The following is a 15,179-nucleotide window of genomic DNA, read 5'->3' on the forward strand; positions in this document are numbered from 1 at the left end:
TACATGATTAGTGCAAATAACGTAACACTTCGTATTGGTAAGAAGGCGCTGTTTGAAGATGTAAATATCAAGTTTACGGAAGGAAACTGCTATGGCTTAATCGGTGCAAACGGTGCCGGAAAGTCTACATTTTTAAAGATTCTGACAGGTCAGATTGAGCCAAGCAAGGGTGATGTAAGCATCACACCGGGGCAAAGACTTTCATTCTTAGAGCAGGACCACTTCAAGTATGATGAGTATACTGCTCTGGATACGGTTATCATGGGTAATGAAAGACTCTATGAAATCATGAAAGAAAAAGAAGCAATTTATGCCAAGGAAGATTTTACGGAAGAAGACGGGAATAAGGCAAGTGAACTCGAAGCGGAATTTGCCGATATGAACGGCTGGGAAGCGGAATCCGATGCGGCACAGCTGTTAAACGGACTGGGTATTACAACAGATTTACACTATAAGCAGATGGCAGAATTAAACGGTAGTGAAAAGGTGAAAGTCCTGCTTGCAAAGGCATTATTTGGCAACCCGGATATCCTGCTGCTTGATGAACCGACAAACCATTTGGATCTGGATGCGATTGCATGGCTGGAAGAATTCTTAATTAACTTTGAAAATACAGTCATTGTTGTATCCCATGACCGTTATTTCTTAAATAAAGTATGTACACACATTGCGGATATTGACTATGCGAAGATTCAGTTATACGCCGGAAACTACGACTTCTGGTATGAATCCAGCCAGCTCTTAATCAAGCAGATGAAGGAAGCCAACAAGAAAAAGGAAGAAAAAATCAAAGAATTACAGGACTTTATCCAGCGCTTCTCTGCAAATGCTTCTAAGTCGAAGCAGGCAACCTCAAGAAAGAGAGCATTGGAAAAAATTGAACTGGATGAAATCAGACCGTCCAGCAGAAAGTATCCGTATATTGATTTCAGACCATCCAGGGAAATCGGAAATGAAGTGCTTCAGGTTGAAAATCTTTCAAAGACGATTGACGGTGTAAAGGTACTGGACAACATTTCATTTATCGTAAACCACGATGATAAGATTGCATTTGTCGGTTCAAACGAACTGGCAACAACGACACTGTTTAGAATTTTAACCGGTGAACTTGAACCGGACGAGGGTTCATTTAAGTGGGGAATTACAACGAACACCGCTTATTTCCCGAAGGACAGCGCGGCAGAATTTAACCGTGAAGATACGATTGTTGAGTGGCTGACACAGTATTCACCGGATCCGGATCCGACTTATGTCAGAGGATTCTTAGGCAGAATGTTATTCGCAGGCGATGACGGTGTTAAGAAGGTAAAGGTACTTTCCGGTGGTGAAAAGGTGCGTTGTCTGATTTCTAAGATGATGATTACAGGTGCAAATGTACTTATTTTTGATGACCCGACAAACCACTTGGATATGGAATCTATTACGGCATTAAATAACGGACTGATTAAGTTCTCAGGCGTAGCACTGTTTACTTCACATGACCATCAGTTTATCCAGACAACGGCTAACCGTATTATGGAAATTGTTCCGAGCGGTCAGCTGATTGATAAGATAACAACGTATGACGAATATCTTGAAAATGACGAAATGGCAAGAAAACGTCAGGGATATGCGGAAGCAGCAGAAGATGACAATTAGAAATATACAATAAGAATAGCCCCGGCAGGAATTTTACAACATTTCTGCCGGGGGTTTCTTGTCTAAAAGAGGGATAGATGATATAATATTCTAATATGCGAAATGGAGGAGTTTTAAATGGCATCAGGTGGACGCAGTAGTACAGCTAAGTCTTCAAAAAACAAGGCAAAGACAACGGCTGTAAAGAAAAATACTTCCTCTGCCGGAAAGAGAAAGCGGACAACCAAAGCAAAACAGCAGGCGGCAAACCAGCTGCGGGATGAAGTGCTGGTGTTGCTATCGTTTGCGGTGGCTGTTATCCTGCTTTTGAGTAATTTTAATCTGGCAGGCAGCGTAGGCGTGCAGATCAAATGGTTTATGTTTGGACTGTTTGGTGTAATGGAATACATTTTCCCGATTGTCGTGGCGGCTTCGCTGATTTTTTTGATTTCAAACAGAGAATATATTGCAGTTGCAAGAGTAAAAACAGCAGCTGTTTACATACTGATGGTTCTGCTTTCGGCAATGGCATTGCGGATTGGCAACCGGCCGGATATTGCGGAAAGCACATTAATGGAAATATTTCACTACAGTGCGGTGCATAATACCGGAGGTGGTTTCTTTGGTGGCATGTTATGCAAGCTGTTAAAGCCGCTCGGTATGTTTGGCAGTATGGTGGTACTGCTGTTACTTATTATCATCTGTCTGATTGTGATTACGGAAAAATCATTTATCAGCGGTGTGATGAAAATGCAGAAAAGCGGAAGCAGAATGGTGCATGCCGCAAAGCAGGATTACGATTTGTACCGGGAACATTCGGCAGACAGACAGAGAAGAAAGCCGGATGAGGAACTGTCGGAGGAAGAATATCTTGCCAGACGGCGGGAAGAAAAGTTAAAAAAGATACAGGAAAAAGAAGAAAAAGCACAGGCGCGCATGAATAAAAAGGCGCGCGGCATTACAAGTGCAACAACACTGCCGAAAGAAACGGCGGCAGAACCGGATAATCCGATTGATATTCATGAAATTGTTGTGGATACACAGAGGGAAGATGAATACAGTGGAGATATTTACAGTCCGGTCCAGCAGCAGGAACAGGCATATGATTATGAGCTGGAGAGCATTTTAACCGAAGAACCGGAAGAAGAAATGATTAATCCGGTGGAAACGGAAAGCATGCCGGATGAAACAATTCATGGTCTGTCTGAGCGTCTGGAGCAGATGACAGGACAATATCAGGAGCCGGAAATGTATCCTGACGCATATGCAGAGAATGGCAGTGAACCGTCTGCCTATGAGGCATACGAACAGGCACTGCCCGAGGAAACGGTTGAGCAGGATATGGAGCAGGACGGCTACGAAGCGGAAAATGCAGAATATCCGGAGCCAGAGGTTATGGGACATGCAGAAGAAACAGCCGGGGTATCAGGACAGCCGCACACGAAAGTCCAACGGTATCAGTTTCCACCACTGTCCTTATTAAATCAGGCTTCATCAAAGCAGGGCGGCTCACAGGATAGGGAAAACAAGGCAACGGCGCTGCGCCTGCAGCAGACCTTACAGAATTTTGGGGTCAAGGTAACGATTACAGACATCAGCTGCGGTCCGGCGGTTACACGTTACGAATTACAGCCGGAACAGGGTGTGAAGGTCAGTAAGATTGTATCGCTTTCCGATGATATTAAGTTAAATCTTGCGGCGGCGGATATCCGTATTGAAGCACCGATACCGGGAAAAGCTGCGATTGGTATTGAAGTTCCGAACAAAGTCGCCGGCAGTGTTTCTATCCGGGAACTGTTAGAATCGGAAGCCTTTGAAAAGAGTGCTTCGCCGATTACATTTGCAGTCGGAAAGGATATTGCGGGAAAGACGATTGTAGCGGATATTGCGAAAATGCCGCATTTGCTGATTGCGGGTGCGACAGGCTCCGGTAAATCGGTGTGCATTAATACGATTATCATGAGTATTATATACAAAGCAGACCCGGAAGAAGTCAAGATGATTATGATTGACCCGAAGATGGTTGAGTTAAGGGTATATGACGGCATCCCGCATCTGATGATACCGGTAGTCATTGACCCGAAGAAAGCTTCGGGTGCATTAAACTGGGCAGTCAATGAAATGACGGACCGCTATAAAAAGTTTGCGCAGATGGGTGTGCGTAACCTAAAGGGATACAATGACGAGATTGCGAAAATGGAAGTACCGGAAGGTGAAGAACCGCCACAGAAAATGCCACAGCTTGTCATTATTATCGACGAGCTTGCGGATTTGATGATGGTAGCGCCGGGCGAGGTAGAAGATGCAATCTGCCGTCTGGCACAGCTTGCCAGAGCGGCGGGAATCCATTTAGTAATTGCAACGCAAAGACCATCCGTCAACGTCATTACGGGACTGATTAAGGCAAATGTGCCGTCACGAATCGCATTTGCGGTATCATCAGGTGTCGATTCACGAACCATTATTGATATGAACGGTGCGGAAAAGCTTTTAGGAAAGGGCGATATGCTCTTTTTCCCGTCCGGTTATCCAAAGCCGGTGCGTGTACAGGGCGCGTTTGTATCGGATGATGAAGTATCAAGAGTTGTAGACTTTTTAAAGGAAAATTCACAGGAAGTTGTCTATGATGAGGCGGTGAGTGAAAGCATTACATCGACCCAGTCACAGAATGCACATAATACAGCAAGTGAGAAGGATTCTTATTTTGCAGAAGCGGGACGGTTTATCATCGAAAAAGAAAAAGGCTCGATTGGCATGTTACAGCGTTATTATAAAATTGGCTTTAACCGCGCGGCACGAATTATGGATCAGCTTGCAGATGCAGGTGTTGTAGGACCGGAGGTTGGTACAAAACCGAGAAAAGTCCTGATGACACCGGAAGAATTTGAAACATATTTAAAACAAAATACATAAATGCTATAAATTTATAGCAGGCAGGAGGAAAAAATGGCAGTAAAAACAGATATTGAAATCGCACAGGAAGCAAAAATGCTTGACATCAGAAAGGTAGCTGCAAAGGCAGGCATTACCAATGAAGACGACCTGGAGCTTTACGGAAAGTATAAAGCAAAGATTTCCGATGAAGCAGCAAAAGCACTTGAAAAAAATGAAGACGGCAAGTTGATTCTTGTTACGGCAATCAACCCGACACCGGCAGGCGAAGGAAAGACAACAATCAGTATCGGACTGACAGAAGCCCTCTGTCATATGGGTAAAAATGCAGTGGCAGCGTTAAGAGAGCCATCCTTAGGACCGTGCTTTGGTATCAAAGGCGGTGCGGCAGGCGGCGGATATGCCCAGGTTGTGCCGATGGAAGATTTAAATCTGCATTTTACGGGAGATTTCCACGCAATTACATCTGCAAACAATCTGCTTGCGGCAATGTTAGACAATCATATTCATCAGGGCAATGCACTCCGCATTGATACAAAGCGTGTTGTTTGGAAACGCTGTGTGGATATGAATGACAGAGAGTTGAGAAATATTATTATCGGTATGGGCGGCAAGGCAGACGGCATTATGAGAGAAGACCATTTTATTATTACGGTGGCTTCTGAAATCATGGGTGTTTTATGTCTTGCAAACGATATGAAGGATTTAAAGGCACGTCTCGGAAAAATGATTGTGGCGTACAACGTAGACGGAGACCCGGTTACGGCAGATGATATCCAGGCAACCGGCTCAATGGCAGTTTTATTAAAGGACGCATTAAAGCCAAATATGGTACAGACGTTGGAAAATACACCGGTACTTGTACACGGCGGTCCGTTTGCCAATATTGCACACGGCTGTAATTCTGTACGTGCAACAAAGCTGGCATTAAAGATTGCGGATTATGCAGTTACGGAAGCTGGATTCGGTGCAGATTTAGGCGCTGAAAAATTCTTTGACATAAAGTGCAGATTATCCGGCCTAAAACCGGCTGCGGCTGTCATTGTAGCGACCGTGCGTGCATTAAAGTATAACGGCGGTGTGCCAAAGGACGAACTCGGACAGGAAAATATGGAAGCCTTAAAGAAGGGTATTGCAAACCTTGATAAGCACATTGAAAATATTAAGAAGTATGGTGTGCCGGTTGTTGTAACCTTAAATGCATTTATTACCGATACACAGGAAGAATATGAGTTTATTAAAAAACACTGTGAAGAACAGGGCTGTGAATTTGCACTGGCAAAGGTGTGGGAAAAAGGCGGCGAAGGCGGCGTAGAACTGGCTGAAAAGGTATTAAAGGCTGTGGAAAAACCGTCTGAATTTAAACCGCTTTATAAAGATGAAGCTTCTCTGGAAGAAAAGATTGAAACCGTGGCAAAAGAAATCTACGGTGCAGACGGCGTAACGTATTCCGATGCCGCGAAGAAAGAATTAAAGCACATTGAAGAAATGGGCTTTGGAAATCTTCCGGTCTGCATGGCAAAGACACAGTATTCACTTTCAGATAATCCGAAACTGCTCGGTCGTCCGGAAAATTTCACGATTAATGTCCGCGAAGTTTATATCAATGCAGGCGCAGGCTTTGTGGTTGTCCTGACAGGCAAGGTACTCACCATGCCGGGACTTCCAAAGAAACCGGCGGCGTACGGTATTGATTTTGATGAAGAAAATAATAAAATTGTGGGATTATTTTAGAGGGAAATGCGAAAATCCTTAAATCAAAGATTTTCGCATAGCACTTTGTGCCGCAGGCGTCACAAAGTGTATTATCGCAGAGCCAAATCTAACATTTGGCTCGCGATTCCTCCGGCATTAAAATGCCTGCGGAATTGGAGTAGTGTGAACAAGCCATAAATGAAAGCTTGTTCACACAGCTATTTGTTTCTGAGCAAAAACAAATAGCTATGATGGCAGATGAGAAATCGCTTGTGCGAATTTCTCATCGCCTCTTCGCAACAAGTTGCTCAGAAACGAGGATTAGTATGAATTTATCAAAGTTGCTGGAGAAGCTTTCTTATACACTGGTTTCGGGGAGTGTGGAAACGCAGGTGGAAAGTCTGACTTCAGATTCCAGAAAAGTCAGGGAAAATACGGCATTTGTCTGCATCGTGGGTGCGGTCAGTGACGGACACACATATATTCAGGCGGCAGTAGAACAGAAGGCTTCCGTGATTGTGGTACAGCAGGGCTGCAAGGAAGAATATCTGGCGCAGATTCCAGATACGGTAACGGTGGTTTCGGTTGAAAATACAAGATATGCACTGGCATTCATGTCAGCCGCATATTTTGACAATCCGGCAGAAAAGCTGTTTACAATCGGCATTACGGGGACAAAGGGAAAGACAACGACAACCTATATGATCCGCAACGTGCTGGAAGCCTGCGGTATTAAAACCGGTTTAATCGGTACAATCGAAACGATTATCGGTGATGAAAGCTGGGCATCCTGCAATACAACACCGGAGTCTTATCAGATTCATGAATCGTTTGCCAAAATGGTAAAGGCAGGCTGTAAGGCAGTTGTCATGGAGGTTTCCTCACAGGGCTTAAAGCTTGACAGAACCGCCGGTATTTTATTTGACATCGGTGTATTTACCAATCTTGAACCGGATCATATCGGACCGAATGAACACGCTTCTTTTGAAGAATATCTGGCATGCAAGGCAAAGCTTTTCAGCCAGTGTAAAACAGGCATTGTCAATGCAGACGACAAGCATACAGCAGAAGTCATTAAAAATGCGACCTGTGAAATCGAAACTTACGGTTTATCGGAAAAAGCACAGCTTAGAGCCTGCGATATCTGCTTAAAGCATGAAAGAGGCACGGTGGGACTTACATACCGTTGTACCGGTGCGCTGGACATGGACGTGGCACTCAATCTTCCGGGAAAGTTCTCGGTTTATAATTCACTGTGTGCGATTGCGGTTACAAGACATTTTCAGGTGCCGCAGGAAACGTTAAAAAAGACACTGGCAGAAGTCAAAGTCAAGGGCAGGATCGAGCTGGTAAAGGTATCTGATGAATTTTCACTGATGATTGATTATGCCCATAATGCCATGTCTTTAAAAAGTATACTTGAAACATTAAAAGAATATAACCCGCACCGTCTGGTGTGCGTATTCGGCTGTGGCGGCAACCGCTCTAAGGAAAGACGTTTTGAAATGGGTGAGGTTTCGGGAAAACTGGCTGATTTTACGATTATTACATCGGATAATCCGAGATTTGAAGATCCGGAAGCCATTATTGAAGATATTAAAACCGGCATTTCAAAGACAGACGGAAAATATATCAGCATTACAGACAGAAAAGAAGCAATCCGCTATGCGATTGAACACGGCGAACCGGGCGATATTATTGTTCTTGCCGGAAAAGGTCACGAAGACTATCAGGAAATCAAGGGCGTGAAGCATCCGATGGATGAAAGAGTGCTGATTGCCGAAGTTTTAAAAGAACTGGCGGAAAAAAATGTTTAAAATGCCGGGATTAATATACGGATAATGTCCGTCCAATCAAAAAAGGAGGCACCATGTACGCAGATATTATTGTGGATATTTCACAGGAACAACTGGATAAAACCTTTCAGTACAGGATTCCTCCCGAATTGGAAAATGAAGTGCAGATTGGGGTTATGGTGCAGATTCCGTTTGGCAGGGGAAACCGTCTGCTGACAGGATATGTCATCGGTATCGGCAGTACCCCCAAGATTCCGGCTGAGAAAATAAAAGACATCGACAGCGTATCCCAAAGCGGGATTCAGGCAGTCGGACGTATGATACAGCTTGCGGCGTGGTTAAAAAAGCAGTACGGCTCGACAATGAATCAGGCTTTAAAAACGGTGCTTCCGGTAAAGGAAAAAGTGCGACAGAAAGAAAAAAAGACAGTGCGCCTTGCCGTATCAAAGGAAAAAGCGGCAGAATATCTGGCACTGTATGAAAAGAAAAATGCCGTGGCAAGGGTGCGGCTGTTAAAAGCACTCTGTAAAACAGATGAGAACGGACTGGACACGGCAGTTTTAAAGGAGCAGTATCAGATAACGACACAGACAATTCAGGCATTGGAAAAGCAAAATGTCATTACGGTGGAAACACAGGAGCTGTATCGTAATCCGGTGCGGGAAACAGCCCCCGGACAGGAACGGCTCATTTCAAATGAAGCCCAGCAGAAGGCGGTCACGCAGTTTTGTACGCAGTTTGATGCGGGGGAGCGGAAACCGTGGCTGCTGTACGGTGTAACAGGAAGCGGAAAGACACTCTGTTATATTGAAATGATACAGCACGTGACGGCGCAGGGAAAACAGGCAATCGTCCTGATTCCTGAAATCGCCCTGACCTTTCAGACGGTACAGCGTTTTTACAGGCGGTTTGGCAGTCAGGTGTCGGTTTTACATTCGAGAATGTCCAAGGGAGAGCGGTATGACCAGTTTTTACGTGCCATGCGCGGAGAAATCAGTATTATGATCGGACCGCGTTCCGCTTTGTTCACACCTTTTACAAATCTTGGGCTTATCATCATGGATGAAGAACACGAAGGGGCTTATAAAAGTGAACAGGCGCCGCGTTACCATGCGCGGGAAACGGCAGTCCACATTGCCAAAATGTGCGGCGCAGGTGTGGTATTCGGCTCGGCGACACCGTCCGTAGAGGCATTTTACCGGGCAAAGAAAAACGAATATACCCTGTTAGAACTGCCCCGGCGTGCAAGCGGCACACTGCCTGCCGTATATACGGTGGATTTGCGGGAAGAATTAAAGTGCGGCAACCGCTCTGTTTTTTCACGCCGTCTACAGGAGCTGATACAGCGGAGGCTGGCGGCAAAGGAACAGATTATACTTTTTTTAAATAAAAGAGGCTATGCGGGATTTGTGTCCTGCCGTATGTGCGGACATGTTTTAAAATGCCCGCACTGCGATATTTCCCTTACCGAGCATAAAAACGGGAAAATGGTCTGCCATTACTGCGGGTACGAACAGCCGCGGGTTACACGGTGTCCGGTATGCGGCTCAAAGTATATTTCAGGATTCCGTGCCGGTACACAGCAGATAGAGGAAGCTGTGAAAAAAATGTATCCGCAGGCGCGGGTTTTGCGCATGGATATGGATACCACGGCAGGCAAGGAAGGCCATGAAAAGATACTGGCTGCATTTTCGGCGCAGGAAGCCGATATATTAGTAGGAACGCAAATGATTGTAAAGGGGCATGATTTTCCCAATGTAACGCTGGTAGGTGTACTGGCGGCAGATATGTCGCTGTATGCCGGAGATTACCGGGCGGCAGAGCGGACCTTTGAACTGCTGACACAGGCGGCAGGCAGAGCGGGACGCGGAAGGCAGGCAGGAGAAGTCGTGATTCAGACATATACACCGCAGCACTACAGCATTGCCGCCGCCGCGGCGCAGAATTATGAGCAATTTTATGAGGAAGAAATTGCTTTCCGCTCGATTATGGATTATCCGCCGGTCTGCAATATGCTGATGGTGACCCTTTCTTCAAAAAATGAAGAACAGCTGCTTGCCGCATGTACCTTTTTAAAGGAAGTAATTCCCGAATGGAAAAAAGAACAGGTACGCATTACAGGTCCGGTTGCAGCAGGTGTTTATAAAAGAAATGATTATTATAATCAGGTTGTGTATTTAAAAGCTACGGCTTATGAGAAGCTGACAGCGTGCAAGGACAGGCTGGAAACGCTTTGCAGGGAAAATACATTGTTTCGCAGCATTGGACTGCAGTTTGATTTTAATTGATAGAAAATATAAAATATAGAAAGAGGATAAAAATGGCGATTAGAAATATCAGGGTTTTAGGCGATGAAATTTTAAGAAAAAAAGCAAAAGAAATTACAGAGGTTACACCGAGAATTCAGGAATTAATTGATGATATGTTTGAAACAATGTATGATGCGGACGGTGTCGGGCTTGCCGCACCGCAGGTCGGTATCAGAAAACGCCTTGTAGTTATTGACTGCGGTGAAGAACCGTTAGTGCTGATTAATCCGGTTATTCTGGAAACAAGCGGCGAGCAGACCGGTCAGGAAGGGTGTTTGAGCGTGCCGAATAAAGTCGGTATCGTAACCCGTCCAAACTATGCAAAGGTCAAGGCATATGATGAAAATATGCAGGAGTACATTATCGAAGGAACAGAACTGCTTGCAAGATGTCTGTGCCATGAAATCGACCACCTTGACGGTGTGATGTATGTTGATAAAGCAACTGAAATGATGCAGATTGATAAAGAGGACGATGAAGCGTAAATAAACCATAAATTGAAGTTTATTTATGCAGATGCTGCTTTCCGATAAAGCAGGTATTTTAAAAGGCAGACGGAAAATCGCTGTTTTGCAGTAAAGTCGTCCGGAAATGGAGAGTATATGAGAGTTATTTTTATGGGTACACCGGATTTTTCGGTGGGAACACTAGAGGCCGTGCTTGCCGCCGGACATGAAGTGGCGGCGGTTGTGACACAGCCGGATAAGCCAAAGGGCAGAGGCGGTGCAATGAGCATGTCACCGGTCAAGGAAGCGGCGTTAAAGCACAATCTGACGGTATTACAGCCACAGCGTGCCAGAGAAGAAGCATTTATTGAAGAATTAAGAGGATATGAAGCAGATGTGATTGTAGTTGTGGCATTCGGACAACTGCTTCCGGCAGAAATTATTCATATGCCGAAATACGGCTGTATCAATGTCCATGCTTCCCTGCTTCCGAAATACCGTGGTGCGGCGCCAATTCAGTGGGCAGTCATTGACGGTTGTGAATATTCCGGTGTAACAACCATGCAGATGAATGAAGGATTGGATACCGGAGATATTCTTTTAACAGAAAAAGTAAAGCTTGACCCGAAGGAAACCGGCGGCAGTCTGTTTGACCGTTTAAGCGATGTAGGCGCACAGCTTCTTGTAAAGACCTTAGAGGAGGCGAAAGCCGGAACCTTAAAGCCGCAGAAGCAGAACGAAGAAGAAGCTTCTTATGTAAAGATGATAAAAAAATCATTCGGTGAGCTGGACTTTTCAAAGGAAGCGGATGCATTAGAGCGGCTGATTCGCGGACTGAATCCGTGGCCGAGCGCATTTACTCATTTAAACGGGAAAATGCTCAAAATCTGGGATGCGGATGTGTATACAAAGGAACAGGCAGAAGCAGAATTTCCGGAATACAGCACAGATTTTAAAGGTGCAGAGCCGGGACAGATTGCAGCAGTGCTGCCACACACCTTTTTTATCGGGTGCGGAAAGGATTTGTTAAAAGTCAATGAAGTCCAGGCAGAGGGTAAAAAGCGCATGACATCGGATGCTTTCTTACGTGGAAGCCGTCTGGAAAAAGGAATGGAACTCGGAAAATAATTTAGATTGCGGATTGGAGGAAAGTATGAACAGGCCTTATATTTAAGCCTGTTCATACGGCAGATTGATAAAGCAGGCATTATCAATCTGCCCTTATCGCAGAACTGAATTCATTCAGTTCGCGTATCCTCCGACATTGGAATGTCTGCGGATTGGAGGATATTATGCCGGGAAGATATTATGGTTACTATTATTATGACCCAACGTATATGCTGATTGTCATATCAGTATTGATTTCACTGTTTGCACAGTTTCTGGTCAATTCCAGATTCTCAAAATACTCCAGGGTACGTAGCCGCTCAGGCATGACCGGGGCGCAGGCGGCAGAACGTATTTTGCAGTCACAGGGCATTTATGATGTGGCAATCCAGCGGGTATCGGGAAAACTGACAGACCATTATGACCCAAGAAACAAGACATTAAATCTTTCTGATGCCGTCTATGCGAGTACATCGGTAGCGGCAGTCGGTGTTGCGGCACATGAGTGTGGACACGCGATCCAGCATGCAAGAGGCTATGCACCGCTGTCATTTCGAAGCGCACTTGTGCCGGTTGCCAATATAGGCTCACAGTTATCGTGGCTTTTTATTATTCTTGGCATTTTCTTTGGCGGCAGTCATACACTGATTATGATTGGTATTCTGATGTTTTCGGCGGCGGTATTGTTTCAGCTTGTGACGCTTCCGGTCGAATTTAACGCATCCGGCAGGGCATTAAAGCTGTTGTCCGAAACCGGAATTTTACAAAAAGATGAAGTATCGGATACAAGAAAGGTTTTATCTGCGGCGGCACTCACTTATGTTGCGGCTGCGGCAACCGCAGTATTGCAGTTATTAAGACTGCTTCGCCTGTTTGGAGGAAATGACCGTGACTAAAGACAAGACAACAAAGGATATGGCAGACAGCGTTAATGAACGCGAAATTGTACTGGATATTCTGCTGGAATTAAACCGCCCCGAAGCCATGAGCCATCTGGTGATTGGTGCGGCACTCAAAAAATACCAGTATCTGTTAAAGCACCAGCGCAGCTTTATTACAAGGCTGGCACAGGGAACGCTGGAACGGCGGATTGAATTGGATTATATCATTAATCAGTATTCCAAAACACCGGTAAGGAAGATGAAACCGCTGATCCGCAGTCTTTTGGAGATGTCGGTGTATCAGCTGAAATATATGGATAATGTGCCGGTATCAGCAGTCTGCAACGAAGCGGTAAAGCTGGCAGGAAAACGCCATTTTGTGAATTTAAAAGGCTTTGTAAACGGTGTTTTAAGAAATATTGCAAGAAATGACTGCGCCTGCGAATATCCGGACCAGAAAAAAGAACCGGTAAAATATTTATCCGTGCGTTATTCCATGCCGGAAGAACTGGTGGCATTTTTTAAGAAACAGGCTGATGATACAACAGTAGAATCTATACTCGCGGGCTTTTATAAGGAAAAGACAACGTATATCCGTTGTAATACGAAAAAGCTTACGGTAGAGGAATTAAAGGCACATCTGCTCAGTGAAAATATTCAGGCTGAGGCAGTGGAAGGACTTCCGTATGCGTTAAAAATTACAGGATATGATTATCTGCTTGCCTGTGAAAGCTTTCAGCGGGGTGAATTTTTTGTACAGGACATCAGTTCCATGCTTGCGGGAGAACTGGCATCTCCTGCACCACATGACCGTATTATTGATGTATGTGCGGCACCGGGCGGAAAGAGCATGAATGTAGCATTAAAACTTACAGACGGTAGTGTTGAGGCGAGAGATTTAACACCGTTAAAGACACAGCTTATCCGTGAAAATATAGCGCGGCTCGGACTGGATAACATTTCTGTAAAAGAGTGGGATGCAAGAGTTTCCGATACGGCATCAAAGGAAAGTGCCGATATTGTGCTTGCGGATCTGCCGTGTTCGGGACTTGGCATTATCGGCAGAAAGCCGGATATCAAGTATCATACGGATATTGAAAAGATTGAACAGCTTGCATCATTACAGCGTGAAATCTTAACGGTTGTGCAGGAGTATGTAAAACCGGGCGGTACACTGGTGTACAGTACATGTACCATCAGCCGGCCGGAAAATGAAGAGAATGCCGCATGGTTTGAAAAGAACTTTCCATTTGTACGTGAAGGCAGTGCGAAACAGCTTCTGCCGGGCATAGACGGAACAGACGGATTTTTTATGGTGAAATTTCGAAAGAAACTTTAAAATACCTGCGGAACGGAGAAGAAGTGTGAATAACGATTCTTTAGAATTAATAGATATTAAATCAATGGATGAAGCACAGCTGCAGGCATATTTTGAGCAGCTGGGCGAGAAAAAATTCCGGGCATCACAGGTGTATCAGTGGCTGCATCAGAAACTGGTAACGGATTTTGAGCAGATGACAAACCTGCCGGAAAGTTTAAGAAAAACATTAAAAGAAAACTGCCGTCTGACGGCACTGACCGCAGAGCGGGTGCAGGTATCACAGATTGACGGCACATCGAAATATTTATTCAAGCTGTATGACGGCAATTTAATTGAGAGTGTCCTGATGAAATATCACCACGGCAATTCCGTGTGTATTTCTTCGCAGGTGGGCTGCCGCATGGGCTGCCGCTTCTGTGCATCGACACTGGACGGCATGGTGCGTAATCTGGCACCGTCGGAAATGTTAGACCAGATATACCGGATCCAGACGATTTCCGGGGAGCGGGTTGACAACATTGTCATTATGGGTTCGGGAGAACCGATGGATAATTTTCAAAATGTGGTACAGTTTTTAAAATTAATCAATTCAGACAAGGGGCTACATATCAGCGCAAGAAATATAACGGTATCGACCTGTGGACTGGTGGATAAGATACGGGAACTTGCAGACCTGCAGTTACAGATTACGCTGGCAATCTCCCTTCATGCACCGAATGATGAATTAAGAAAGACCATGATGCCGATTGCCAATAAATATTCAATTGAGCAGATTATGGAAGCTTGCCGGTATTATTTAAAACAGACTGGAAGACGCATTTCTTTTGAGTACAGTCTTGTCAAAGGTGTCAACGACACACAGGAGTGCGCAGAACAGTTGTCCGGACTTTTACATGGCATGAACTGCCATGTGAATCTGATTCCGGTCAATCCGATTAAGGAACGCGATTACAGGCAGTCCGAAAAGCAGGCAATAGCGGCTTTTAAAAATAAGCTTGAAAGAAACGGAATAAATGTTACAATAAGAAGGGAAATGGGCAGAGATATTGATGGTGCCTGTGGACAATTAAGAAAGAGCTATATGGAATCACAACAATAATGAATTACAGCGGAAT

10 protein-coding genes are annotated in these 15,179 nt (G+C 44.9%); all 10 read left to right on the plus strand.

Annotation, left to right across the window (positions count from 1 at the left end):
- Positions 1–3 precede the first annotated feature (3 nt).
- Positions 4–1,638: an ABC-F family ATP-binding cassette domain-containing protein gene (locus LI288_RS01445; protein WP_022433468.1), complete on the plus strand. Its 1,635-nt coding sequence runs from the start codon at positions 4–6 to the stop codon at positions 1,636–1,638.
- A 117-nt stretch (positions 1,639–1,755) separates the two neighbouring features.
- On the plus strand, positions 1,756–4,530 hold the full coding sequence (locus LI288_RS01450) for a DNA translocase FtsK (RefSeq protein ID WP_227089204.1): 2,775 nt from the start codon (positions 1,756–1,758) through the stop codon (positions 4,528–4,530).
- A 33-nt stretch (positions 4,531–4,563) separates the two neighbouring features.
- On the plus strand, positions 4,564–6,243 hold the full coding sequence (locus LI288_RS01455; protein WP_022433466.1) for a formate--tetrahydrofolate ligase: 1,680 nt from the start codon (positions 4,564–4,566) through the stop codon (positions 6,241–6,243).
- 287 nt (positions 6,244–6,530) lie between these two features.
- Positions 6,531–8,021 (plus strand): UDP-N-acetylmuramoyl-L-alanyl-D-glutamate--2,6-diaminopimelate ligase, encoded by a 1,491-nt coding sequence (locus tag LI288_RS01460; protein ID WP_227089205.1) that lies wholly within the window; start codon positions 6,531–6,533, stop codon positions 8,019–8,021.
- Positions 8,022–8,074: 53 nt separating this feature from the next.
- Positions 8,075–10,288: a replication restart helicase PriA gene (gene priA / locus LI288_RS01465; RefSeq protein ID WP_227089206.1), complete on the plus strand. Its 2,214-nt coding sequence runs from the start codon at positions 8,075–8,077 to the stop codon at positions 10,286–10,288.
- 32 nt (positions 10,289–10,320) lie between these two features.
- The gene (gene def, locus LI288_RS01470; RefSeq protein WP_022433463.1) at positions 10,321–10,794 is read left to right on the plus strand and encodes a peptide deformylase; all 474 of its coding nucleotides are present in this window, start codon (positions 10,321–10,323) and stop codon (positions 10,792–10,794) included.
- A gap of 117 nt (positions 10,795–10,911) precedes the next feature.
- Complete coding sequence (gene fmt, locus LI288_RS01475) at positions 10,912–11,883, plus strand: methionyl-tRNA formyltransferase (RefSeq protein ID WP_227089207.1); 972 nt, start codon at positions 10,912–10,914, stop codon at positions 11,881–11,883.
- Positions 11,884–12,047: 164 nt separating this feature from the next.
- Complete coding sequence (locus tag LI288_RS01480) at positions 12,048–12,758, plus strand: zinc metallopeptidase (protein ID WP_227089208.1); 711 nt, start codon at positions 12,048–12,050, stop codon at positions 12,756–12,758.
- A 19-nt stretch (positions 12,759–12,777) separates the two neighbouring features.
- Positions 12,778–14,082 carry a 16S rRNA (cytosine(967)-C(5))-methyltransferase RsmB gene (gene rsmB / locus LI288_RS01485; protein ID WP_227089431.1) on the plus strand — a complete coding sequence of 435 codons (1,305 nt, stop codon included), beginning with the start codon at positions 12,778–12,780 and terminating at the stop codon, positions 14,080–14,082.
- A gap of 25 nt (positions 14,083–14,107) precedes the next feature.
- Positions 14,108–15,163, plus strand: coding sequence for a 23S rRNA (adenine(2503)-C(2))-methyltransferase RlmN (gene rlmN / locus LI288_RS01490; protein ID WP_022433459.1), 1,056 nt, complete (start codon positions 14,108–14,110; stop codon positions 15,161–15,163).
- Positions 15,164–15,179: the final 16 nt, after the last annotated feature.

This window comes from Lachnospira pectinoschiza, from assembly GCF_020564355.1.
Taxonomy (GTDB): Bacteria; Bacillota; Clostridia; order Lachnospirales; family Lachnospiraceae; genus Lachnospira; species Lachnospira intestinalis.

Coding starts and splice junctions, on each gene's coding strand:
- LI288_RS01445 (WP_022433468.1), top strand. CDS start 4: ATGATTAGTGCAAATAACGTAACACTTCGTATTGGTAAGAAGGCGCTG.
- LI288_RS01450 (WP_227089204.1), top strand. CDS start 1,756: ATGGCATCAGGTGGACGCAGTAGTACAGCTAAGTCTTCAAAAAACAAG.
- LI288_RS01455 (WP_022433466.1), top strand. CDS start 4,564: ATGGCAGTAAAAACAGATATTGAAATCGCACAGGAAGCAAAAATGCTT.
- LI288_RS01460 (WP_227089205.1), top strand. CDS start 6,531: ATGAATTTATCAAAGTTGCTGGAGAAGCTTTCTTATACACTGGTTTCG.
- priA (WP_227089206.1), top strand. CDS start 8,075: ATGTACGCAGATATTATTGTGGATATTTCACAGGAACAACTGGATAAA.
- def (WP_022433463.1), top strand. CDS start 10,321: ATGGCGATTAGAAATATCAGGGTTTTAGGCGATGAAATTTTAAGAAAA.
- fmt (WP_227089207.1), top strand. CDS start 10,912: ATGAGAGTTATTTTTATGGGTACACCGGATTTTTCGGTGGGAACACTA.
- LI288_RS01480 (WP_227089208.1), top strand. CDS start 12,048: ATGCCGGGAAGATATTATGGTTACTATTATTATGACCCAACGTATATG.
- rsmB (WP_227089431.1), top strand. CDS start 12,778: ATGGCAGACAGCGTTAATGAACGCGAAATTGTACTGGATATTCTGCTG.